We start from the raw sequence: 22,738 nt of genomic DNA, 5'->3' as shown, positions 1-22,738 counted from the left end.
GATGCATTCCGCTTTGCGACTCAACCTTTTTCACCTTAAGTGCACCGACCGTGAATTTAACCCTGACCCGAAGACTCTGGATGGGCTTTGCCCTGATGGCGCTGTTAACCCTGACCAGTACCCTGGTGGGATGGTACAACCTGCGCTTTATCAGCCAGGTGGAAAAAGACAACACTCAGGCATTGATTCCTACCATGAATATGGCGCGCCAGTTGAGCGAAGCCAGCGCCTGGGAACTTTTCGCCGCGCAGAACCTGACCAGTGCCGATAACGAAAAGATGTGGCAGGCGCAGGGGCGAATGCTCACCGCACAAAGCCTGAAGATTAATGCGTTGCTGCAAGCGTTACGGGAACAAGGTTTTGACACCACCGCTATTGAACTACAGGAGCAGGAGATCTCCCGTTCGTTACGTCAGCAAGGGGAACTGGTGGGACAGCGTTTGCAACTTCGCCAGCAACAACAGCAACTCAGTCAGCAGATAGTCGCCGCCGCCGATGAAATCGCACGCCTGGCACAAGGTCAGGCGAATAATGCGGCAACCTCCGCCGGAGCGACCCAGGCCGGGATTTACGATTTGATCGAACAAGATCAGCGTCAGGCCGCAGAAAGTGCACTCGATCGGCTGATTGATATCGATCTTGAGTATGTTAACCAGATGAATGAACTGCGCCTTAGCGCCCTGCGGGTGCAGCAAATGGTGATGAATCTGGGGCTGGAGCAGATCCAGAAAAATGCAGCAACGCTGGAACACCAGCTCAATAATGCGGTGAAAATTCTGCAACGTCGGCAAATACGCATTGAAGATCCGGGAGTTCGTGCTCAGGTCGCAACAACGTTAACTACCGTTAGCCAATATAGCGATTTGCTGGCGCTGTATCAGCAGGACAGTGAAATCAGCAATCGCCTGCAAACTCTCGCCCAAAATAACATCGCCCAGTTCGCGCAGTTTAGTAGCGAAGTCAGTCAGCTGGTCGACACCATTGAGCTGCGTAATCAGCACGGACTGGCGCATCTGGAAAAAGCCAGTGCACGCGGGCAATACAGCCTGTTATTGCTGGGGATGGTTTCACTTTGCGCACTGATTCTGATCCTCTGGCGCGTGGTTTATCGCTCAGTCACGCGTCCACTTGCCGAACAAACGCAGGCGCTGCAACGGCTGCTGGACGGTGATATCGACTCCCCTTTCCCGGAAACCGCTGGCGTACGGGAGCTGGATACCATCGGGCGGCTGATGGATGCGTTTCGCAGCAGTGTTCATGCACTGAATCGCCACCGTGAACAGCTGGCGGCGCAGGTCAAAGCGCGTACAGCTGAATTGCAGGAACTGGTGATAGAACACCGACAGGCACGGGCGGAAGCAGAAAAAGCCAGCCAGGCAAAATCGGCGTTTCTGGCGGCGATGAGCCATGAGATCCGCACACCGCTGTACGGTATTCTCGGCACCGCGCAACTGCTGGCAGATAACCCGGCACTTAACACCCAGCGTGATGATTTGCGGGCAATTACTGATTCTGGCGAATCGTTGCTGACCATCCTCAACGATATTCTCGATTATTCGGCTATCGAAGCGGGTGGCAAGAATGTTTCGGTCAGCGATGAGCCCTTTGAACCGCGCCCGCTGCTGGAAAGTACCCTGCAATTAATGAGCGGACGGGTTAAAGGTCGCCCGATTCACCTGGCAACAGCAATTGCCGACGATGTACCGACCGCGTTAATGGGCGATCCGCGACGTATTCGTCAGGTTATAACCAACCTGTTGAGCAACGCCCTGCGTTTTACTGACGAAGGGCAGATCGTTTTACGTAGCCGCACTGATGGCGAGCAATGGCTGGTCGAAGTGGAAGACAGCGGCTGCGGTATTGATCCCGCGAAACTGGCAGAAATCTTCCAGCCATTTGTGCAGGTAAGCGGCAAACGCGGCGGCACCGGGCTGGGGCTGACTATCAGTAGCCGTCTGGCCCAGGCGATGGGCGGCGAACTGAGCGCCACCAGCACGCCGGAGGTTGGAAGCTGTTTTTGTTTACGCTTGCCGTTACGTGTTGCCACTGCTCCCGTGCCAAAAACAGTCAATCAGGCGGTGCGTCTGGACGGTTTACGTTTGCTGTTAATTGAAGATAACCCGCTAACCCAGCGAATTACCGTTGAGATGCTGAACACCAGTGGTGCGCAGGTTGTTGCTGTTGGCAATGCCGCGCAGGCTTTAGAGACACTGCAAAATAGCGAACCGTTTGCTGCCGCACTGGTGGATTTTGATCTACCGGATATCGACGGCATTACGCTTGCCCGACAACTGGCACAGCAATATCCGTCGCTGGTTTTGATTGGCTTTAGCGCCCATGTCATTGACGAAACACTGCGACAGCGTACCAGTTCGCTATTTCGCGGGATTATCCCTAAACCGGTGCCGCGTGAAGTGCTCGGTCAATTACTGGCGCACTATCTCCAACTGCAAGTCAATAACGATCAACCGCTGGATGTATCGCAACTCAATGAAGATGCTCAGTTGATGGGGACGGAGAAGATCCACGAATGGCTGATATTATTTAAACAACATGCCCTGCCGCTTCTCGATGACATCGACATTGCCCGCGCCAGCCAGAACAGCGAAAAAATAAAGCGTGCCGCACATCAGCTAAAAAGCAGTTGCTCAAGTCTGGGAATGCGTAGCGCCAGCCAGCTTTGCGCACAACTGGAGCAGCAGCCATTATCTGCCCCCCTTCCACACGAAGAAATTACACGCAGTGTTGCCGCTCTGGAAGCATGGTTAATAAGAAAGACCTGAACGCGATTTGAATCAATATCAGCCAGTTAAGAACAACTAGAATAGTGGCATTTGGTATGCAACTTAACGGACTGTCAAAATCATGGCAGAGAAAAAAAGAACCCGCTGGCAGCGGCGGCCAGGCACGACGGGCGGCAAATTACCGTGGAATGACTGGCGCAATGCCACGACCTGGCGTAAAGCGACGCAATTATTACTGTTGGCAATGAATATTTATATTGCCATCACGTTCTGGTATTGGGTGCGCTATTACGAAACGGCAGGTAGTACGACATTTGTCGCCAGGCCAGGAGGCATCGAAGGCTGGCTACCGATTGCCGGTCTGATGAATCTGAAATATAGCCTTGCAACAGGCCAGTTACCGTCCGTCCACGCCGCCGCGATGCTGTTATTGGTCGCTTTTATCGTCATCAGTCTATTACTCAAAAAGGCCTTTTGCTCATGGTTATGCCCGGTTGGTACGCTTTCTGAATTAATCGGCGATCTCGGTAACAAACTGTTTGGTCGGCAATGTGTCCTTCCCCGCTGTCTGGATATTCCTCTGCGTGGCGTGAAGTATTTGCTGTTGAGTTTTTTTCTCTATATCGCGTTATTGATGCCCGCTCAGGCGATTCACTATTTTATGTTGTCGCCCTACAGCGTGGTGATGGACGTTAAAATGCTCGATTTCTTTCGCCATATGGGGACCGCGACATTAATCAGCGTGACCGTTTTGCTGATTGCCAGCCTGTTTATTCGCCATGCCTGGTGTCGTTATCTTTGCCCATATGGCGCGCTGATGGGCGTGGTTTCGCTATTATCACCGTTTAAGATTCGTCGCAATGCCGAAAGTTGTATCGACTGTGGCAAATGCGCAAAAAATTGCCCATCGCGGATCCCGGTCGATAAATTAATTCAGGTACGAACAGTGGAATGTACCGGCTGTATGACTTGCGTAGAGTCATGTCCGGTAGCCTCAACATTGACCTTTTCACTGCAAAAACCTGCGGCAAATAAAAAAGCTTTTGCGTTGTCTGGCTGGTTAATGACACTACTGGTTCTGGGGATTATGTTTGCGGTGATTGGTTACGCAATGTATGCGGGAGTATGGCAAAGCCCGGTACCGCAGGAATTGTACCGACGCATAATTCCACAAGCGCCAATGATTGGTCACTAAATTAGCAACAAGCGGAACATCACCTCGCACGGGGTGATGTTCACAAAATCACATTATTTTGATTTTGACATCATAACTTTCAAGCCCGGTCATTTTTTCCCGTGCGGTGAAGCGAATTTCAGAGACTTCTTTCCCTGTATTCTTGTTCAGCTCGGCGATTTTTTGCGCGATAAAGTCGGCGATTTCCGTTTCGGCTTGTTTTTTTAACTCTTCAATATTCACTGTTAACCTCGTCTGGTCTTGAAAGACAGCAACACGCCAGTAAGGTGTTGGTTCCCGGTACCCTGGTCAGGTAAGAAATGTTATAAGCCATCTCCCCGAAAGATTCAATAATCAACAGGTTATCGCTTACTATACATACAGCGTTGAAGAAAAATAAGGCAGATATAAAAAAGGCTCCACGAGGGAGCCTGATATTATTTTGTGAAATCCAGCGGCGCATGCTCAGTGCGTATTTGCAGCGCGACGTTATCAAAGGTGATCATCGTCGATTTACAAAAAATACACTTTGCCCCTAAAGGATTTCGCTCCGTCACATCGAATGCCGATGTGCGGTACTGTGAACCATGACAACATGGACAGCGGAAATGGAGATGTTGAGTAATAACGGCAACCTTAGAGCGTAACAACGTTCGCTGCCGCGGGACCACGTTGCCCCTGCTCAATAGAAAATTCAACTTTCTGATTTTCGTTCAGCGTGCGGAATTCATTGCTCTGGATGGCGGTGAAATGGACGAAAACGTCTTTGCTGCCATCATCAGGAGTGATAAAGCCAAAACCTTTATCTGCGTTAAACCATTTTACTAAACCAGTCATTTTATTAGACATATTTTACTTCCTTCATTTTGGGCCTTTCGGCAAACAGGGCTTTAATACAGAAACTACTTAGTGTTCAGGAGAGAGACTCAAAAGAAGGGGATAATGCCTGATAATGAGAACTGCTTTAGTAAACTACTTTGTATGCTGTCTGTCTTTCAAACCGACGCAGCTATTAACGCATGATAATTGAGATTAAGCAATTTTTATTTTAGCCGTCCGGCGGTCTTAAATATCGCTGGCTTTATTTTATTAACCCCGTATAGTGCAGCGCAGTATTTTCAGTAAGGAATTTGTTTGTCCCGTAAAATGACAGGAATTGTCAAAACCTTTGATCGCAAAAGCGGCAAAGGATTCATTATCCCCTCCGACGGTCGTAAAGAAGTCCAGGTCCATATTTCCGCATTCACTCCCCGCGACGCGGAAGTGCTTATACCAGGATTACGCGTGGAATTTTGCCGCGTAAATGGCCTGCGAGGACCAACAGCGGCAAATGTTTATTTGTCTTGATGGAGAGCGCACGCCGGTATGCGTGCTTCATTCACGATTTGCGTAAAACTGGCCAACGAACACATGCCCTGCGCATTTCGCTCTTCACATCCAGCCAGGGTCAGTTTCACCTCTCCGGGCGGCGTATTTAATGATAGCGGCGTTTTATCACGCATCTGCTGTAAAGTCTGAAAGACCAGCGAAACCTGAATCCACTGGCTGTTATCGCTTAGCCGACGCCAGCGTTCAAACACCAGTTCACCCCCTGGCGGCGTGTTATCCGGCTGAGCTGGAAGCGTCCAGTTGAGCTCCAGTGCGCCGCCGAGATTTGCCAGATTAGTATCATGTCCGGCGATAAACAGCACTGAAGTGGGTAATGTCACACCATACGCCTGTTTTTGCGGTGGATGGGGCGTCAACGCTGTCTTGATCAAATCTAATAACGGGGTGGCGCGGCTGCGGGCAACCTCTGGCGTGCGTTGTAGCAAATAAAATTGCGCGTTATGCAAACTTAGCAAGGTGTTCCACTGGTGTGAATCGGTGATCCTTCCCCACCCCGGCTCCGGCATTCCCTGTGCTTGTTGCAGGAGAAATATCTCCGTCAGCATTGATGCGAGGCTTACCGCACCGGTTAATGAGACATTGTCGGCGCTCACCTTGAGTTCCGATGGTAATGCCTGCGTTAATGAACAACTTTTGTCCTGTTTCTCACGGTTAAGGCACAAGTTTGATTGTGGGAAATTAAGTACCTGTTCCAGTTCGCGAAACGCCGTTTGCCGATGCCCGGTAAAGTCAGCAATTGACCCTCCTGCCCTGCTGAGGATCGCGTCAGTCACATTCGCGTTATCCAGTTGGCAAACGCCAGTTTTTAGAGGATTAAATAACGGATCGGGACTGGACGTATCTGCCTGGGTATGTACGGTTATTGCACAGTCAGGTGCCAGCCCGGCGGCGAAGGCTTCGCCTGTTTTACGGGTACGCTCGTCGACATCAGCAATAATCGCGACCTGACCAGGCTGCGGGCAGCCCTTTTTCGCCAGCAATCCGTCAGCCACCAGACGCTGGCGTTGGTAATGTCCGAGATAAGCGATTAGCTCACCACCGCGCGGTGTCAGCCACCCCAGTTTTACCGGCCATGTTGGCCATGCGTCTGGGGTGACATCCTGCATCAGTTGCGTGGCCTTGGTTGGGGCACGCACACCATGACGACTGACAATCACCACACTTTCCAGCTTCAGCTCCGGCTCACTCTTAGCGAATGCAGATTGCGGGGTTAACGGAATCAGAAGAGATAAAAATGGGATCAAGATCGCTTTCATCGATATGTTTCCGCTTTTCATATCCGACATTATTGATTGCCTGATACGACGCTAATGCGCCGCATCAGACTTACGTTCGTTAACTTTTCAATCGCGGGTCCAGCCATACCAACACAAGGGTGGAGAGCGAACACATCAACAAAATGCCAACGAACCAAAGTAAATACCACATTGTTCCTGCTCCTTAGTACAGCTCGTTTTTGTTACGGCGGAGAGTTTCTGTCGTGATGCGCCCCCACATTTTGTAGTAGCTCCAGAGAGTGTAGAGCAACACAATGGGCAAAAATATCAGCACGATTACCAACATAATACTCAGCGTCAACTGGCTGGAAGTGCTGTCCCACAACGTCAGGCTGGAGATTGGACTCACGCTTGACGGCATGACAAAGGGGAACAGCGTGATGCCTGCCGTGAAAATCACGCCAAATTGCATCAATGATGCCATCAAAAATCCCCAACCCGGGCGACCACGATAAATCGCCATCACCGTCAGCAATGGGCAGAAGAACCCCAGCAGCGGGAAGATCCACAAAACGGGCGATTCGACGAAATTATTCATCCAGGCACCAGGTAGCACTGCCACCAGTTTCATTAACGGATTGGAAGGACCGTTAGCATCCTGGGCGAGCAGTACAAAGCCATCAATACCGACCCACAGCCAGTAACCCGCCAGCAAAAAGCACAGCATCACCAGTAGTGCGGCGCGTTTGGTCGCCAGCTGTGAACGCAGATGAATCACACCAACAGTTTTCAGTTGTAACCAGACGCCACCTTGCAAAATCACCATCCCAAGGCTGAGCAATCCGCACAATAAAGGGAATGGCGTCAGCAGTTGCCAGAAGCTGCCGAGATACTCCACGCGTAATTGCGGTGTAAAGGCAAACGGCACGCCGAGCAACAAGTTGCCGAAGGCGATACCGAAGACTACCGGCGGCACCAGACTGCCGATGACCAGACCGGCATCCCACATTTTACGCCAGCGTGCATCGGCAATTTTTCCGCGATAATCAAAGGCCAGCGGGCGGAAGAACAGCGAGCACAGCACCAGAATCATCGCCACATAAAAGCCGGAAAACGCCGCTGCATACACTCTGGGCCAGGCGGCAAATAATGCCCCACCTGCGAGGATCAACCAGACCTGATTGCCTTCCCAGTGCGCGCCAACGCTGTTTATCACTATCCGGCGTTCATCATCATTACGCGCCACCAGCGGCAGCAAACAGCCAATCCCCATGTCAAATCCGTCGGAGATCATAAAGACCACCAGGATCACGCCAATCAGCAGCCACCAGATGAAGCGCAATGTTTCATAATCAAACATGATTTTCTCCTTTACCCCTGTTGCTGCGTCGGTTGTTCACTCTGCATCGCGCTCGGCCCCAGACGGGCATATTTCTGCATCAGGTAGACTTCGGCGATTAAGAACAGGGTGTAAAGCCCTACGATCATGATCAGTGAGAAAGCCAGTTGTCCTGTGGTTAAGGCGGAGTGCGCGGAGTATGTCGGTAAGATGTCCTGTATCGCCCACGGCTGACGACCAAACTCGGTCATAAACCATCCGGCTTCAATCGCAATCCACGGAAGCGGCAAACTCCAGAGCGCCATTTTCAGCACCCAGCGATGCTGGTCGATTTTGCCACGCAGCGTCTGGACAAGCGCAATCAGCATCACCAGTAACAGCAGGGAACCACAGCCTACCATGATGCGGAAACTCCAGAATACCGGCGCAACCTGAGGTATCGCGCCACGCATCGCCGCCTGGTACTGTGTGGCTGTGACATGATTCATATCCGGCGCATAGCGGGAGAGCAACATGCCGTAACCCAGGTCGCCTTCCAGCTCCCGGAATGCCTGCAACACATGCGGCTCACGATTGCCTTGCGATATTTCCTGCATTAACAGCCAGGCCATACGTCCGCGTTGCAAGCGTGGGTAGGTTTCAGCCATCAAATTCTTCAGACCCGGCACGGGTTTATCTAATGAGTGAGTGGCGAGGATCCCTAGCAGCGCGGGAATTTTGATGGCAAAGGCGTTACGCTCTTGATCCTGTTCCGGCCAGGCAACCACATGGAACGGTGCAGGTGCAGGTTCTGTTTGCCACTCCCCTTCCATCGCCGCCAGTTTTACCGGTTGTACTTGCGCGACTTCATACGCAGAACTGTCTCCGAGTTGCAGCGTACCGATAATCGCCAGAGTACCGAAGACGGAACCGATGGCAAACGAGCGTAATGCGACATCGCGCTCCCGTCCGCGCAGTAAATACCAGGCGCTGATCGCCATAATAAACATGGCCCCGGTCACGTATCCCGCCATTACGGTGTGCACAAATTTCACCTGGCTGACCGGGTTAAAGACCAACTCGCTGAAACTGGTCATCTCCATACGCAGGGTGTCGATATCAAAATGCGCACCGGTCGGGTATTGCATCCAACCGTTGGCATTCAATATCCACAATGCAGAGAGATTTGAACCGAACGCCACCAGCCACGTCACCAGCAGGTGCTGGTATTTATTCAGCCGCTGCCAGCCGAAGAAGAACAGCCCGACAAAGGTGGATTCGAGGAAGAAGGCCATTAATGCTTCCATTGCCAGCGGTGCGCCAAAAATATCGCCCACATAGTTGGAATAGAATGACCAGTTAGTACCAAACTGAAACTCCATGGTCAGGCCGGTAGCCACGCCAAGAGCAAAGTTGATACCGAAGAGCTTACCCCAGAAGCGCGTCATATCGCGGTAGATTGTTTTGCCGGTGACCACGTAAATGGTTTCCATGATAGCCAGCAAAAAAATCAGCCCCAGGGTAAGGGGTACAAATAAAAAGTGATACAGCGCGGTCAGTGCAAACTGCCAGCGCGATAAATCAATGACATCCCACATGCGCACTCCTGTAGGCGAAGAGAGAAAAATAACCCGATAATGGTAGATCTCCCTCTTTATCCTGAAACTCTACGACCAGAGGTATTCGCCGATTGCGATATTCATAAGACTGAAAGCGATACTTACCGTCTTTTTATGTCGGTGCACCTTCCGCCAGCCACTGACATACCTCGCTAAGCCGCTGCGCAGAGTCGACCAAATCTTCTGGCGCTGCCAGCACCACTTCCGGTATTGGGCAGATTTCATAACTTTCCAGTAACGGGCCTTTTAAGGTGTCCGTACAGCGTAAATGCCAGACATGGCGTAACCCCGTGGCGTTGATATAGCTCTCGCCATAGCCAATGGTACGAATCTGAATATTTCCCGGCCCACAGAGACGTGAGAGAAAAAGCCGATCAGCCTCGCTGATGGGTAATTGCGTCAGATTAATGCTGTGCGGCTGCGCGTCGGGGTTACGTACATGCGCCAGTAACTCATGCGCCAACGGTAGGCCATTCATCAGGCCATCAATGGGCGGCGGTAACAGCGAATCTGTCGGCAAGACGTTTTGCGTTGCCGCCTGCCACAATGCCAGCGGCGCGCAGCCAGCCTCCAGTTTGTCCTCCAGCAACTTGTCGCCGCGACGTCTGCGCACCCGCCATAATCCGCAGAAGATCGCCTCCTGTATTTCACTTTCACTGTCGTCAGCCTGCTGTATGCGCACTGACACTTCCCCTTCCCCGAGAAGCGTATTGATAAAGTGACGATCGTCGGCGTTGAGATTTAACAGATCGACTGCCAGCACCTCGCCCAACGGCGGCTGGCGTTCGCTTAGTTGATGTTGTAACTCGTTTAACAGCGCAATCACCTGCGGGCTGTGAGCACATTGCTCCAGGGCCGCCATACTCGGTTCATCATTCACCTGACAGGTGATCGGCAGTGGATTCATGCTGAAACTGTCATCGTTCGGTTGCGTTCCTGGCCCCAGCAGATGGAAAAAAGTTTCGCTCATGAGGCACGCTCCTGTTGTGGTTCGACAAGCCCACGCATCAGGTTTATCAGTTCCGCCCACGGGTGAATACCATTCAGCACGCCGCGATAGTTTCCGCCGGTAAACACTAATGTGGCGGGAAAGCGAAAGACGCCAAAGCGATCGCCGATGGCTTCGCTCTGCTCAAGATCAGCAATCGCTACCTGCCATGTATAGTCGGGAAACTCGCGCAGTAATTCGCCAATCATGACCGGGTTATCGCTGACTTCTGGCGTGCGTTTCGGGTCACTACTTAATAACACCACGCCGTCTGGCGCTTGCGTAAGCCAGTCGTCAAGACGGGATTCACTGATCGGCGTCCAGCCGCGCGCCAGCATACGTTGCCACAACGCATCAAATGGCGTGTCGTTGCTCATTCCTGCTCCTCCAGCGTCATCCTGTACTGGCGCAAGCGAACGCCTTCGTAATTTTCCATCGACAGACAGTCATAATTGAGACAGCGCGATTCATTAGCCGGTTGCGGCACAATTCCCCACGCAGCCAACTGCGCCAGCGCCGCCTGTTCCGCTGCGGGCAGTTGCTCCCGTGCCAGTTCGCTCAGGCTGCCGCCGTAGTCGTCGAGCATTGCGGGTTGCAGACCGACGAGGGCAATATGTGCTGGCAGATGTCCGCGGATATCTGCCAGCGCCAGCACTTCGGAGAAACTGTTCTGGTGCAGGCTCATTTTCTTCGCGCTGAGATAAGCCGGAATACGTTCTCCGGCATAGGTTCGCAGCGTTCCAGGTTCCAGCCCGTAGTCAATGGCATCGAGAATCAACAGATGGCTGGCGCTTTCGACATACCCCAGCAAGTTCAGTCCCTGAATACCGCCATCGACAATCTCCACATACTCGGGCCAGTGGTAATGGGCATACAACCGTTCCGCCACCCGCACGCCGAAACCTTCATCGGCCCACAGCAGGTTGCCCAGCCCCATTACCACCACGCGTTGCTCGCTCATGAACGCTCCTTGTTACTTATTTTGCCAAATTTGTGGCTACGGTAGCCGTTGACCATAGTGGAGATCACCGTGTCGTCGGACATGATGTCTTCACGCAGCGCCATGTAGACATGACCGATCACAAACGCGCCAATCAGCCACATCCCCAGCCGATGCCAGCTGTGAATGTCCATTGAGTTGCCACCCGTCCAGTAGAAAAATTCCACCACATAACGGAACGGCGCAAAAATAGCGTACTGGCTGTGTTCGCTGTACAGCGCAAAGCCGGTGATGATCATAAAAACTGACATCAGGAAATAGCCGAACATCGCCGCCTGGGCGATGGGGTTATGGCCTATATCGGCACTTGGACGTTTTGCCAGAAACAGATACCAGCGGATTTCATACCACACGCCCTGCCACCAGCTTTTACGCCATACTGGCACGATGAAAAGCTCGCGTGAGTAGCGATTGCCGACAAAAGCCCAGTAGATCCGCATCAGCAAGACCACGGTAAAAATCATCCCGGCGCTGAAGTGAATCAACCTGATATAGCCCATGTAAAACAGATACGTCGCCTCACCGCTGACCGAAGGCAGCGGTTTGCCGATGAAGTAACCGGTGACCATCAACACCGCCATGCATAACACCGTCAGCCAGTGCCAGATACGCACTGGCGCTTCAAAGACATAGTGGCTGACAACGTTGTCGCTTTTCTGTTGCATGATGATTCTCCTTCGCTGTTAACGCACCTGCACGGAGATCAGCTCGCTACCGTCGTCGCCCAGCACGTGTGTTGAACAGGCGAGGCACGGATCAAAGCTGTGCAGAGTACGCAGGATCTCCAGCGGTTGCTCGGGGATCGCCATTTTGGTGTTCATCAGCGCCGCTTCATAAGCGCCAATTTGCCCTTTAGGATCGCGCGGGCTGGCGTTCCAGGTGGTCGGCACCACGCACTGGTAGAGATCAATCTTGCCATCGCGAATGGCGGCCCAGTGGCCTAACGCTCCGCGCGGCGCTTCGGTAAAGCCGACACCACGGCACTCTGTCGGCCAGGTTGCTGGTTCCCACTTCTCAGTGGAGGCGGTGGCGAGATTGCCGTTTTTGAGATTGGTCATCAGCTTGTCGAAGAAATATTGCAACTTGCCTGCGGCCCACTGCGCTTCGTGCGCGCGACACAAAATGCGGCCTAACGTTGACTGGATGCCGGAAAGCGGTAGGTTCAACGCCGACATCATGCGATCGACCGACTCAACGGTCGCCGCATCGCCTTTGTGATAAGCGATTAACGTGCGTGCCAGCGGCCCCACTTCCATCGCGTTACCGCGCCAGCGTGGCGCTTTGATCCACGAGTAGCGTTCCTGTTCATTCAGCTGCTGAATGTTGGTATCGCTGCCTTTGACATCGCCGGGGTTGTACCACGGGTCGGTAATACCATCGAACGGATGACGCCCGACCTGATCGTTGGGATAACGATACCAGGCGTGATCGACAAACTCCTGCACCTGCTGCGGATCAACCAAATCCACTGGCAGCACATTGTTGAAGTCGCCGTTAATCACCGCGCCGCCAGGCATCAGCAGACTTTTCTCGCCAAAGTCGTTGGCGATATCCGGGAACGCGCCGTAACTGAGAACGCATTTATCCGAAAGGCCAGTGCCGATTTCGCTCCACGGCTTGTTGAACTGACCGATGGCTAAGGCGTCGGGGATCATCACGTTGTTAATGAAATCCGCCGTACGGGTAATGATTGACTGCACCAGGTTCAGGCGTTCCATATTGACCGCCCCGACCGCGCCGCTTTCGTCAATGTTAATGGCACAAGGCATCCCGCCGACAATCCAGTTTGGATGTGGGTTTTTACCGCCAAAGACCGCGTGGATTTTGACAATTTCACGCTGGAAATCGAGAGCTTCGAGATAGTGGGCAAAGCCCATCAGGTTGGCTTCTGGCGGCAGTTTGTACTGCGGGTGCCCCCAGTAGCCATTGCGGAAGATCCCCAACTGCCCGCCTTCAACGAATTTCTTCAGGCGGTTTTGTACGTCGAAGAAATAGCCAGGGGATGATTTCGGCCATGAGGAGAGGCTTTGCGCCAGTTCGGAGGTTTTCCGCGGGTCGGCTTTCAGCGCATCTAACACATCGATCCAATCCATCCCGGCAAGCTGATAGAAGTGCACCAGATGATCGTGGCACCAGAGCGTTGCCAGCATAATGTTGCGGATGATATTGGCGTTGTCCGGCACTTTAATACCGATGGCATCTTCGATGGCGTAAACCGAAGCCAGGGCGTGTACGCCAGTACAGACGCCGCAGATACGTTCAACGAACGCCCACGCATCGCGCGGGTCACGCCCTTGCAGGATGATCTCCAGCCCGCGAAACATGGTGCCGCAGGAGACGGCATTGGTGATCACATTCTGATCGTTAATATTCACTTCGCAGCGCATGTGGCCTTCAATGCGCGTAATCGGGTCGACCACCAGGCGGCGTCCGGCATTATTGATGGTGTATCCCTGAGTTTCGTACTGAGTGCTCATGCCTGTTTATCCTCATTGCCTGGCTGATGTTCGGTTTCTGTAGGTTGCTGGTTATGACGTCTGCGCTGGTCAACGGCGCTGGCGACTGCGTGCACACCAACAGCCGCTGCCACCACGCCAAGCGCGGTTAAGCCGACGGTATCGGCGGTGGAATGAGTACCCATTTGCGGAATATCGACCACGCGGCTGTAGAACGAACCGCGATCCCAGAAACCATTTTCCGCACAGCCCAGGCAGCCGTGACCAGACTGGATTGGGAAAGAAACGCCATCATTCCAGCGTGTGGAGGAACAGGCGTTATAGGTGGTAGGCCCTTTGCAGCCCATTTTGTACAGGCAGTAACCTTTGCGGGCAGCGTCATCGTCCCAACTCTGGACGAACTCTCCGGCGTCGAAGTGGGCGCGGCGATAGCATTTATCGTGGATTCGCTGACCATAGAACATCAACGGACGGCCCATTCTGTCGACATCTGGCAAGCGATCAAAGGTCACCATGTAAGTAATGATGGCGCTCATCACATCCGGGATCGGCGGGCAGCCAGGTACTTTGATAATAGGTTTGTCGGTGATGACTTTGTCGATAGGCGTTGCCTGCGTCGGATTGGGTCGCGCGGCCTGCACGCAGCCCCAGGACGCGCAGGTTCCCCAGGCGATAATCGCACTGGCTCCGGCAGCGGCACGTTTGAGTTTCTCAATAAACGGTCGTCCGCTGCTGATACAGAACATCCCCTGCTCGCCCAGCGGCGGATTACCTTCTACTGCGAGGATATATTTGCCATTGTATTGCGTGATGATGTCTTCAAAGACTTCTTCCGCCTGGGTTCCGGCGGCAGCCATCAAAGTATCGTCGTAATCGAGGGAAATCAGGGAAAGGATGACGTCCTTTGCCAGCGGGTGAGCGGAGCGGATAAAAGATTCGGTACAGCAGGTGCATTCCAGACCGTGGATCCATACCACCGGAATGCGCGGTTTGTTCTCCAGCGCCCAGGCAATCTTTGGTGCCATTCCCGCGCCTAATCCCAGCGACGTGGCAGCCAGACTGCAATATTTGAGAAAGCTGCGCCGGGTAACGCCCTGACGCCGCATGGCCTGGTAAAATGTTTCCTCGTTATTCATATCGCACGTCTCTTCTCCTTGCGACACCGGCAGGACACCGGGCGCTTATGGTCGGCAAGCGACGTCCCTGTAGCAAGGCAAACCATCGCTTCACGTGAGATGCTGAAAACGAAAGCTCATCCTTCTGCACTGGCGCACGTCGCCAGAAAGTATTGTTAATAAAGCGTAGTGAAACTTTTGCACGAAACAATACAAACTGTGTGGATTTATCTTTTAGCGATAAAAATGGACCTATTTTTCTTTTTGCCGGGCAGTGGGGATGTTTAGCCGGTTGCCAAACGAGTAAAAGAGAAGGAATTCATGGTGATGAAATGATCAATCTGCTGTTATTTCACGCTATCAATGCACTTTTGGCTGTTTTTCAGGCAAACAAACAAATTAGGGGTTTACACGCCGCATCGGGATGTTTATAGTGCGCGTCATTCCGGAAGTGTGGCCGAGCGGTTGAAGGCACCGGTCTTGAAAACCGGCGACCCGAAAGGGTTCCAGAGTTCGAATCTCTGCGCTTCCGCCAAATAAGATAAGGGGTTAGCTAAATGCTAACCCCTTTTTCTTTTGCCTGTCGAAATTCTCAGGGCGTTATATTTGCTTAATGACCTGATAATCCGCTGTTAAACCTGTTCCAGATCAAATGCGTAAAGATGGGTAAAACTTCTGGGTGCCCTTACGCATTATCATTATGCTGCTTAATTAATTACATCTGTCATAGAGAGTGACTCAATGGATCGTATTGTTAGTTCTTCACATGACCGTACATCACTGCTTAGCACCCATAAGGTGCTGCGTAATACCTATTTTCTGCTGAGCCTGACGCTGGCCTTTTCGGCGATTACCGCAACTGCCAGTACGGTGCTGATGCTGCCATCTCCGGGTCTGATTCTGACGCTGGTGGGTATGTATGGTTTGATGTTCCTGACCTATAAAACGGCGAATAAGCCGACCGGGATTATCTCCGCATTCGCCTTTACCGGTTTTCTGGGATATATCCTCGGACCAATTCTGAACACCTACCTGTCTGCCGGAATGGGTGACGTAATCGCTATGGCACTGGGCGGAACGGCGTTAGTGTTCTTCTGCTGCTCTGCGTATGTGCTGACCACCCGCAAAGATATGTCGTTCCTTGGCGGTATGCTGATGGCGGGTATTGTGGTGGTGCTGATTGGTATGGTTGCTAATATCTTCCTGCAGCTGCCTGCCCTGCATCTGGCGATCAGCGCGGTCTTCATTCTGATCTCCTCTGGCGCTATTTTGTTTGAAACCAGCAACATCATTCATGGCGGTGAAACGAACTATATTCGTGCCACGGTTAGCCTGTATGTTTCGCTGTACAACATCTTCGTCAGCCTGCTGAGCATTCTGGGCTTCGCCAGCCGCGATTAATCTCACCCGCTAACACTTTCATAGCCTCGCTTTATGCGGGGCTTTGTTTTTTGTTACACTGCCGCCAGTCTGATTAAGGTAGTAAAGAATTATGCTGATCTTCGAAGGTAAAGAGATAGAAACGGATACCGAAGGCTATCTCAAAGAAAGCAGCCAGTGGAGTGAGCCACTGGCGGTGGTGATTGCAGAGAACGAAGGGATTGCGCTGTCGCCAGAACACTGGGAAGTGGTGCGTTTTGTGCGTGATTTCTATCTGGAATTCAATACTTCTCCGGCGATTCGTATGCTGGTAAAAGCGATGGCGAATAAATTTGGCGAAGAAAAAGGTAACAGCCGCTATTTATACCGACTGTTTCCGAAAGGTCCGGCTAAGCAAGCCACCAAAATTGCTGGCCTGCCAAAACCGGTAAAATGTATTTAATGGATACGAAAATCGGTTAATTCCCCCGAGGGATGATGCGGCTCGCTGAGCACCCGTTCTACACGCGCAGAACGCGGGCCGCCACTTTTTAACCACTGCATTAATTTTTCTACCTGCCCTTCTTCACCGCAGGCAACCACTTCCACGCTGCCATCGTCAAGATTTTTGGCGTACCCGGTTAGTCCCAGTTTTTTCGCTTCGTACTGCGTGGTGTAGCGGAATCCTACGCCCTGAACTCGCCCGTAAACCCAGGCAATTATGCAGACTTTCGACATTGCTGCTCTCCTTATCCTTAATGGACGCGTTGCAAATCCATGGAAAACTCCGGACAATGACGCCCATTTCTTTGCATCGACAGAAAAGTAAATTATGAGTGTACGTTTAGTGTTAGCCAAAGGGCGCGAAAAATCATTACTTCGTCGCCATCCGTGGATCTTTTCCGGGGCCGTTGCCCGCATGGAAGGTAAAGCCAGCCTCGGTGAAACCATCGATATTGTTGATCATCAGGGAAAATGGTTAGCACGCGGCGCTTATTCGCCAGCTTCGCAAATCCGGGCGCGCGTCTGGACGTTTGACCCGTCTGAGTCTATCGACATTGCTTTTTTTACCCGACGTTTACAACAAGCACAAAAATGGCGTGACTGGCTGGCGCAAAAAGATGGCCTCAACAGCTATCGTTTAATCGCCGGAGAATCTGATGGCCTGCCGGGTATTACTATCGATCGTTTCGGTAATTTTCTGGTGCTGCAACTGCTGAGTGCTGGCGCAGAGTATCAGCGCGCGGCATTAATTAGTGCCCTGCAAACGCTGTACCCGGAATGTGCGATTTACGATCGCAGCGATGTTGCGGTACGTAAAAAAGAAGGGATGGAGCTGACCCAGGGCCCCGTCACCGGCGAGTTGCCGCCTGCCCTGCTGCCGATTGAAGAACACGGCATGAAGCTGCTGGTGGACATACAGCACGGACACAAAACGGGCTACTACCTGGATCAGCGTGATAGCCGCCTGGCTACCCGCCGCTACGTTGAAAATAAACGCGTACTGAACTGTTTCTCCTATACCGGTGGTTTCGCCGTATCGGCACTGATGGGCGGTTGCAGCCAGGTTGTCAGCGTTGATACCTCCCAGGAAGCCCTGGATATTGCACGGCAGAACGTTGAGCTGAACAAACTGGATCTGAGCAAGGCTGAGTTTGTCCGTGATGATGTCTTTAAATTGCTGCGTACCTATCGCGATCGCGGTGAAAAATTTGACGTTATCGTGATGGACCCGCCGAAGTTTGTTGAGAATAAAAGCCAGTTGATGGGCGCGTGTCGTGGCTATAAAGACATCAACATGCTGGCGATTCAGTTGCTGAATGAAGGCGGAGTTCTCCTGACTTTCTCCTGTTCTGGCCTGATGACCAGCGATTTATTTCAGAAAATCATCGCAGATGCCGCAATTGATGCCGGTCGTGATGTACAATTTATAGAGCAGTTCCGTCAGGCAGCCGATCATCCGGTGATCGCTACCTATCCGGAAGGGCTATATCTGAAAGGGTTTGCCTGTCGCGTCATGTAACTTGAAATGTGGAATTTTACCCTTATATCAAAGGTAAAGATTTCCCGGGAGGTGACTATGATTGCCAGCAAATTCGGTATCGGCCAGCAGGTCCGCCATTCCCTGTTAGGTTATCTCGGAGTGGTCGTGGATATCGACCCGGTTTATTCGCTCTCTGAACCGTCGCCTGATGAGCTGGCGGTGAATGACGAGCTTCGCGCCGCTCCGTGGTATCACGTGGTGATGGAGGACGATAACGGCCTACCGGTTCATACCTACCTGGCTGAAGCCCAGCTAAGTAGCGAATTGCAGGATGAACATCCTGAACAGCCATCCATGGATGAGCTGGCGCAGACCATCCGCAAACAACTCCAGGCCCCGCGTCTGCGTAACTAATCCCTGAACAAATCCCCGGAAGGTTTTTGCCTTCCGGGGATTTTTTATTTGGCCAGGCCCAGGCGAGGGATCTCAATAGCCGGGCAGCGATCCATCACTACATTTAACCCGGCATCCCGTGCCAGTACTGCCGCTTGCTCATTAATCACCCCCAGTTGCATCCAGAGGGTTTTCGCGCCAATGGCAATAGCTTCCTGCGCTACGCCCCACGCCGCTTCTGAATTCCGGAAAACATCGACCATATCGACTTTTTCAGGAACTTCTGCCAGCGTGCCATACCCCTGCTGGCCCAGCAGTGTTTTGCCGGCAACTTTTGGCGAAACCGGAATGACGTGATACCCCTGGTCGAGTAGATATTTCATCACGCGATAGCTGGGACGATCGGGTTTGTCGCTTGCCCCCACCAGCGCAATGGTGTGAGTGGACGTTAAAATGCCTGCAATATCGGTTTCTTTCATTATTTCCTCCAGACTGTTTAACAAAGTGTACGACAAAGCCGACATGCCAACCATGCAGCTAATACGAATGAATGAGAGCAAAAGCGGGAAATATGTCTATATGTTAGTAAGTATGATTAAAGAAAAATTTTGACACATTATTATTCGGGCGGTCTTTTGACAGGAGCTACCTATGAAAACCGGCATCGTGACCACCTTGATTGCATTATGTTTGCCGGTATCCGTTTTTGCCACCACGCTGCGGCTTTCAACCGATGTCGATCTTCTGGTACTCGACGGTAAAAAGGTTTCCAGCTCTCTGCTGCGCGGTGCGGACAGCATTGAACTGGATAACGGACCGCATCAGTTAGTGTTTCGCGTTGAGAAGACGATTCATCTTTCCAATAGTGAAGAACGGCTGTATATCTCCCCACCGCTGGTGGTCAGTTTTAATACCCAGCTCATCAACCAGGTCAATTTTCGCCTGCCTCGTCTGGAGAATGAGCGGGAAGCTAACCATTTTGATGCCGCGCCGCGCCTTGAATTGTTGGATGGCGATGCGACGCCGATTCCGGTAAAGCTGGATATTCTCGCCATTACCTCAACGGCAAAAACGATTGATTATGAGGTCGAGGTTGAACGCTATAACAAATCCGCGAAACGCGCTTCACTACCGCAATTTGCCACGATGATGGCAGATGACAGTACGCTGCTTTCGGGTGTTTCCGAGCTGGATGCTATTCCACCGCAGTCTCAGGTGCTCACAGAACAACGGCTGAAGTATTGGTTTAAACTGGCTGACCCACAAACGCGAAATACTTTCCTGCAATGGGCGGAAAAACAACCATCTTCCTGAGATTTTTGTGCCTGTGCGCAGGCTTTTTCGGTCTTTATCTTGCAGCGATAAGTGCTTACAGTAATCTGTAGGAAAGTTAACTACGGATGTAACATTATGGAACTGACGACACGCACTTTACCTGCGCGGAAACATATTGCGCTGGTGGCACACGATCACTGCAAACAAATGCTGATGAGCTGGGTGGAACGACATCAACCGTTACTGGAACAACACGTACTGTATGCAACAGGCACTACCGGTAACTTGATTTCCCGTGCAACCGGCATGAACGTCAACGCGATGTTGAGTGGCCCAATGGGGGGTGACCAGCAGGTTGGCGCATTGATCTCAGAAGGGAAAATTGATGTATTGATTTTCTTCTGGGACCCACTAAATGCCGTTCCGCACGATCCTGACGTGAAAGCCTTGCTGCGTCTGGCGACGGTATGGAACATTCCGGTTGCCACCAACGTGGCAACGGCAGACTTCATTATCCAGTCGCCGCATTTCAACGACGCGGTCGATATTCTGATCCCCGATTATCAGCGTTATCTCGCGGACCGTCTGAAGTAATATTGCACAGGTGGCAAACGCCACCTGTTTCTTACGGTTTTCTCGCCACCGGCACATCCAGATTTTTCAGTATTTCCACAAAGGGAGAGGGATTCTCTTTGTTAAACAGTGCCCATACCCGATGGCGTGCCCGGGTCAGCGCCACGTACATTAACCGCCGTTCTTCAGCGTCCGGGAAATCCTCAACCGGTGGCAGTAGCGCCTCTTCCATAATCGACTCCCGCGCCGCAGCCGGAAAACCATCACTCCCCTCCTGCAAGCCAACGATGATGACGTAATCCGCCTGTTGCCCTTTGCTGGCATGAATGGTCATAAAGTCGATTTGCAACTTCGGCCAGCGTGTTGCCGCTTTTTCCAGGCTGGCAGGCCTCATGTGATGGTAACGCGCCAGGATCAGAATGCGCTCTTCCGGTTTGGCATAACCAGAGAGCTTATCCAGCAAAGCGTCAAGTTGACTCTCATCCAATAACGTGACGGCTTTTTTGTCTCCATTGGTTAAGCTGTTTAGCGGCTTTTTCAGCTGGCCTGGGTTCTGCTGAATAAACCGGTTTGCCACCTCACCGATACGACTGTTAAAACGGTAAGTCGTGTCTAAATCGCAGCGATCACCTTCACCAAAGTTTTCATGGAAAGCGGTGGTGAGCGACATTTGCGCACCGCTGAAGCGATAAATCGCCTGCCAGTCATCACCAACGGCGAACAACGTCGTCTGACTGTTTTGCTTGCGTAATGCCGCTAACAACGCTGCGCGCTGCGGCGAGATATCCTGAAATTCATCAACCAGAATATGCTTCCACGGGCTGATAAAGCGACCTTTCTCCAGAATCACAATCGCCTGGTGAATAAGGCCCGAAAAATCGACAGCGTTTTCTGCCTTCAGCGCACCTTTCCAGGCTTTTAATAACGGAGCCATCAACTTGATACGTTTACTGAACAGATCGCGAATCTCTTCGGGTGCACTGGCAATCATTTCTGCCTGTGCACCACCGTGCATCCGCATCAGACTTACCCAACGATCGAGGCGTGAGGCAAGACGACGCTGTAATTTTTCATCATCCCAGAAGTTACCTTCTGGCACTGACCACTGCATTTCTTCCGTCAGCCATTGCCGCCAGCCCTTCGCCTGCGCTTTCTTTTCGCTGCATTGCTTGCGCCACTCAGCAATAAAAAGTTCATGACGGGCAGCGGTATCATTTTCCAGTTTGCTGACTATCGGAACTTTTTTGCTGCCCTGCTGAATAATATGCAGCGCCAGCGCATGAAATGTGCGTGCGGTAATGTCTTCGGTATGTAGCCGTTCGCGAATACGCTCGTCCATCTCTTCAGCGGCTTTGCGACCAAACGCCAGCAATAAAATTTGCTCAGGGGACGCTTCACCACGTGCCAGCAACCAGCCTGCACGGGCCACCAGCACCGACGTTTTTCCGCTTCCTGCACCAGCCAGCACTAACAAAGAATGCTCGCCATTAACGACTGCCCGGGCCTGCGCCGGATTCAGCGGTGAAGACTCGACCTGGCGGAAAAAATCCGCATACTCGGTAAGCATGGCTTCGGTATACGCCTGATTATGCTGCAACCGAGCGCCTTCAATGTCCTTCAACCAGGCCTGACATTTACGCCACGCCTCACGGCAGTTATCGAATTCTTCCAGTCGGTTAACCGGCAACGGCAACGCCGACAAAGCCTGGCGGATTTGTTGCTGCACACCAGAGGTTTGCTCACGCGTCAGCCATTTATTTTCTCCGGTGCGCGTGGCAATCAAATCCAGTTGCTGACGTAAAACGCCAGACGCAATTTCGCTCATCTCCCCACTCCACCGCCGCCAGTGAGTATCAAGATGATGGTAAAAACGCTGCGTCTCGCCCCATTCGGTGCCGTGCAGACGCACCACTTTTTCGTCCGGCAGTACAAATTCCAGCTCGCCCCATACCAGACCGCGCTTACAGTGAATCGCCAGTAATTGATTAAAAGGAATAAGGTATTCGTGGCGATCGCCGGAGACTTTAATCCCGGCATTGAGGATCACCGCCCGATCGTAAGGGTGCTGTGCCAGACGTTTTCCAAGCGTTGTCGCTTTCAGTTCCATGACTCTGTAGATCCACACGAAATGATT

The 22,738-nt window shown here is 52.2% G+C and carries 25 protein-coding genes, 1 tRNA gene and 1 pseudogene; 10 read left to right on the top strand and 17 right to left on the bottom strand.

Annotated features, from left to right (window positions below):
* The first annotated feature begins 50 nt into the window (after positions 1–50).
* Both torS and ACJHWR_RS17990 read left to right on the top strand, forming a co-directional pair.
* Positions 51–2,794, top strand: a pseudogene (gene torS / locus ACJHWR_RS17995) (TMAO reductase system sensor histidine kinase/response regulator TorS).
* 71 nt (positions 2,795–2,865) lie between these two features.
* Positions 2,866–3,939: a 4Fe-4S binding protein gene (locus tag ACJHWR_RS17990; protein ID WP_000818467.1), complete on the top strand. Its 1,074-nt coding sequence runs from the start codon at positions 2,866–2,868 to the stop codon at positions 3,937–3,939.
* A gap of 48 nt (positions 3,940–3,987) precedes the next feature.
* On the opposite strand, the gene ACJHWR_RS17985 is transcribed toward ACJHWR_RS17990, so the two are convergent.
* From ACJHWR_RS17985 to cspG, 4 genes are read right to left on the bottom strand one after another with little or no spacing between them, the layout of a single operon-like run.
* Positions 3,988–4,161, bottom strand: coding sequence for a GnsA/GnsB family addiction module toxin (locus tag ACJHWR_RS17985; RefSeq protein ID WP_001019197.1), 174 nt, complete (start codon positions 4,159–4,161; stop codon positions 3,988–3,990).
* Positions 4,151–4,381: a protein YmcE gene (gene ymcE / locus ACJHWR_RS17980; protein WP_001323678.1), complete on the bottom strand. Its 231-nt coding sequence runs from the start codon at positions 4,379–4,381 to the stop codon at positions 4,151–4,153. The genes ACJHWR_RS17985 and ymcE overlap by 11 nt, the downstream gene beginning before the upstream one ends.
* Positions 4,356–4,544, bottom strand: coding sequence for a cold-shock protein (locus ACJHWR_RS17975; RefSeq protein ID WP_071528143.1), 189 nt, complete (start codon positions 4,542–4,544; stop codon positions 4,356–4,358). Before ACJHWR_RS17975 ends, ymcE begins: the two co-directional genes overlap by 26 nt.
* Positions 4,545–4,554: 10 nt before the next feature.
* Entirely contained in the window at positions 4,555–4,767 is a 213-nt protein-coding gene (cspG, locus tag ACJHWR_RS17970; RefSeq protein ID WP_000066490.1) for a cold shock protein CspG, read from the bottom strand.
* 285 nt (positions 4,768–5,052) lie between these two features.
* Here cspG and cspH point away from each other — a divergent pair, with 285 nt between their 5' ends.
* Positions 5,053–5,265, top strand: coding sequence for a cold shock-like protein CspH (gene cspH, locus ACJHWR_RS17965; protein WP_000087763.1), 213 nt, complete (start codon positions 5,053–5,055; stop codon positions 5,263–5,265).
* Here cspH and appA read toward each other — a convergent pair.
* The 10 genes from appA to hyaA all read right to left on the bottom strand — a co-directional run bounded on the left by appA (position 5,253) and on the right by hyaA (position 15,041).
* Entirely contained in the window at positions 5,253–6,563 is a 1,311-nt protein-coding gene (gene appA, locus ACJHWR_RS17960) for a bifunctional acid phosphatase/4-phytase (protein WP_012311802.1), read from the bottom strand. The genes cspH and appA overlap by 13 nt on opposite strands.
* A 79-nt stretch (positions 6,564–6,642) precedes the next feature.
* The gene (cbdX, locus tag ACJHWR_RS17955) at positions 6,643–6,735 is read right to left on the bottom strand and encodes a cytochrome bd-II oxidase subunit CbdX (RefSeq protein WP_000270305.1); all 93 of its coding nucleotides are present in this window, start codon (positions 6,733–6,735) and stop codon (positions 6,643–6,645) included.
* A gap of 12 nt (positions 6,736–6,747) precedes the next feature.
* On the bottom strand, positions 6,748–7,884 hold the full coding sequence (gene appB, locus ACJHWR_RS17950; RefSeq protein WP_000460802.1) for a cytochrome d ubiquinol oxidase subunit II: 1,137 nt from the start codon (positions 7,882–7,884) through the stop codon (positions 6,748–6,750).
* A gap of 11 nt (positions 7,885–7,895) precedes the next feature.
* On the bottom strand, positions 7,896–9,440 hold the full coding sequence (appC, locus tag ACJHWR_RS17945; protein ID WP_000263565.1) for a cytochrome bd-II oxidase subunit 1: 1,545 nt from the start codon (positions 9,438–9,440) through the stop codon (positions 7,896–7,898).
* A 133-nt stretch (positions 9,441–9,573) separates the two neighbouring features.
* Complete coding sequence (locus tag ACJHWR_RS17940; RefSeq protein ID WP_000004894.1) at positions 9,574–10,431, bottom strand: hydrogenase expression/formation protein; 858 nt, start codon at positions 10,429–10,431, stop codon at positions 9,574–9,576.
* Positions 10,428–10,826 (bottom strand): hydrogenase-1 operon protein HyaE, encoded by a 399-nt coding sequence (gene hyaE, locus ACJHWR_RS17935; protein WP_000063961.1) that lies wholly within the window; start codon positions 10,824–10,826, stop codon positions 10,428–10,430. The genes ACJHWR_RS17940 and hyaE overlap by 4 nt, the downstream gene beginning before the upstream one ends.
* A complete protein-coding gene (gene hyaD / locus ACJHWR_RS17930) occupies positions 10,823–11,410 on the bottom strand; it encodes a hydrogenase 1 maturation protease (protein ID WP_000003654.1) in 588 nt (195 codons plus the stop codon). The genes hyaE and hyaD overlap by 4 nt, the downstream gene beginning before the upstream one ends.
* Positions 11,407–12,114 (bottom strand): Ni/Fe-hydrogenase b-type cytochrome subunit, encoded by a 708-nt coding sequence (gene hyaC / locus ACJHWR_RS17925; RefSeq protein WP_001186413.1) that lies wholly within the window; start codon positions 12,112–12,114, stop codon positions 11,407–11,409. Before hyaC ends, hyaD begins: the two co-directional genes overlap by 4 nt.
* An 18-nt stretch (positions 12,115–12,132) precedes the next feature.
* Positions 12,133–13,926, bottom strand: coding sequence for a Ni/Fe-hydrogenase large subunit (hyaB, locus tag ACJHWR_RS17920; protein ID WP_000107384.1), 1,794 nt, complete (start codon positions 13,924–13,926; stop codon positions 12,133–12,135).
* On the bottom strand, positions 13,923–15,041 hold the full coding sequence (gene hyaA / locus ACJHWR_RS17915) for a hydrogenase 1 small subunit (protein WP_001058323.1): 1,119 nt from the start codon (positions 15,039–15,041) through the stop codon (positions 13,923–13,925). The genes hyaB and hyaA overlap by 4 nt, the downstream gene beginning before the upstream one ends.
* A 426-nt stretch (positions 15,042–15,467) precedes the next feature.
* Here hyaA and ACJHWR_RS17910 point away from each other — a divergent pair.
* The 3 genes from ACJHWR_RS17910 to tusE all read left to right on the top strand — a co-directional run bounded on the left by ACJHWR_RS17910 (position 15,468) and on the right by tusE (position 16,842).
* Positions 15,468–15,555 (top strand) — tRNA-Ser (locus ACJHWR_RS17910).
* Positions 15,556–15,761: 206 nt separating this feature from the next.
* A complete protein-coding gene (gene yccA, locus ACJHWR_RS17905) occupies positions 15,762–16,421 on the top strand; it encodes an FtsH protease modulator YccA (protein ID WP_000375136.1) in 660 nt (219 codons plus the stop codon).
* A gap of 91 nt (positions 16,422–16,512) precedes the next feature.
* The gene (gene tusE / locus ACJHWR_RS17900; RefSeq protein WP_000904439.1) at positions 16,513–16,842 is read left to right on the top strand and encodes a sulfurtransferase TusE; all 330 of its coding nucleotides are present in this window, start codon (positions 16,513–16,515) and stop codon (positions 16,840–16,842) included.
* Here the strand turns inward: tusE and yccX are convergent.
* Positions 16,839–17,117: an acylphosphatase gene (gene yccX / locus ACJHWR_RS17895; RefSeq protein ID WP_000048235.1), complete on the bottom strand. Its 279-nt coding sequence runs from the start codon at positions 17,115–17,117 to the stop codon at positions 16,839–16,841. The genes tusE and yccX overlap by 4 nt on opposite strands.
* Before the next feature lie 94 nt (positions 17,118–17,211).
* On the opposite strand from yccX, the gene rlmI reads away from it, so the two are divergent.
* Complete coding sequence (gene rlmI, locus ACJHWR_RS17890) at positions 17,212–18,402, top strand: 23S rRNA (cytosine(1962)-C(5))-methyltransferase RlmI (RefSeq protein ID WP_000116270.1); 1,191 nt, start codon at positions 17,212–17,214, stop codon at positions 18,400–18,402.
* A gap of 57 nt (positions 18,403–18,459) precedes the next feature.
* Positions 18,460–18,777, top strand: a complete 318-nt coding sequence (hspQ, locus tag ACJHWR_RS17885) for a heat shock protein HspQ (protein ID WP_001295356.1) — start codon at positions 18,460–18,462, stop codon at positions 18,775–18,777.
* A 44-nt stretch (positions 18,778–18,821) separates the two neighbouring features.
* On the opposite strand, the gene ACJHWR_RS17880 is transcribed toward hspQ, so the two are convergent.
* A complete protein-coding gene (locus tag ACJHWR_RS17880; protein WP_000665218.1) occupies positions 18,822–19,235 on the bottom strand; it encodes a CoA-binding protein in 414 nt (137 codons plus the stop codon).
* A gap of 172 nt (positions 19,236–19,407) precedes the next feature.
* Here ACJHWR_RS17880 and ACJHWR_RS17875 point away from each other — a divergent pair, with 172 nt between their 5' ends.
* Both ACJHWR_RS17875 and mgsA read left to right on the top strand, forming a co-directional pair.
* Positions 19,408–20,070, top strand: coding sequence for a DUF2057 family protein (locus ACJHWR_RS17875; protein WP_000847791.1), 663 nt, complete (start codon positions 19,408–19,410; stop codon positions 20,068–20,070).
* A gap of 96 nt (positions 20,071–20,166) precedes the next feature.
* Positions 20,167–20,625 (top strand): methylglyoxal synthase, encoded by a 459-nt coding sequence (mgsA, locus tag ACJHWR_RS17870; RefSeq protein WP_000424181.1) that lies wholly within the window; start codon positions 20,167–20,169, stop codon positions 20,623–20,625.
* A gap of 31 nt (positions 20,626–20,656) precedes the next feature.
* On the opposite strand, the gene helD is transcribed toward mgsA, so the two are convergent.
* On the bottom strand, positions 20,657–22,711 hold the full coding sequence (helD, locus tag ACJHWR_RS17865) for a DNA helicase IV (protein ID WP_012311774.1): 2,055 nt from the start codon (positions 22,709–22,711) through the stop codon (positions 20,657–20,659).
* Positions 22,712–22,738: the final 27 nt, after the last annotated feature.

It is taken from the genome of Escherichia sp. WS568, assembly GCF_046486085.1.
GTDB classification, from domain to species: domain Bacteria; phylum Pseudomonadota; class Gammaproteobacteria; order Enterobacterales; family Enterobacteriaceae; genus Escherichia; species Escherichia coli.
The sequence above is the reverse complement of the archived record's forward strand: the minus strand, read 5'-3'. Positions and strand labels throughout refer to the sequence as shown.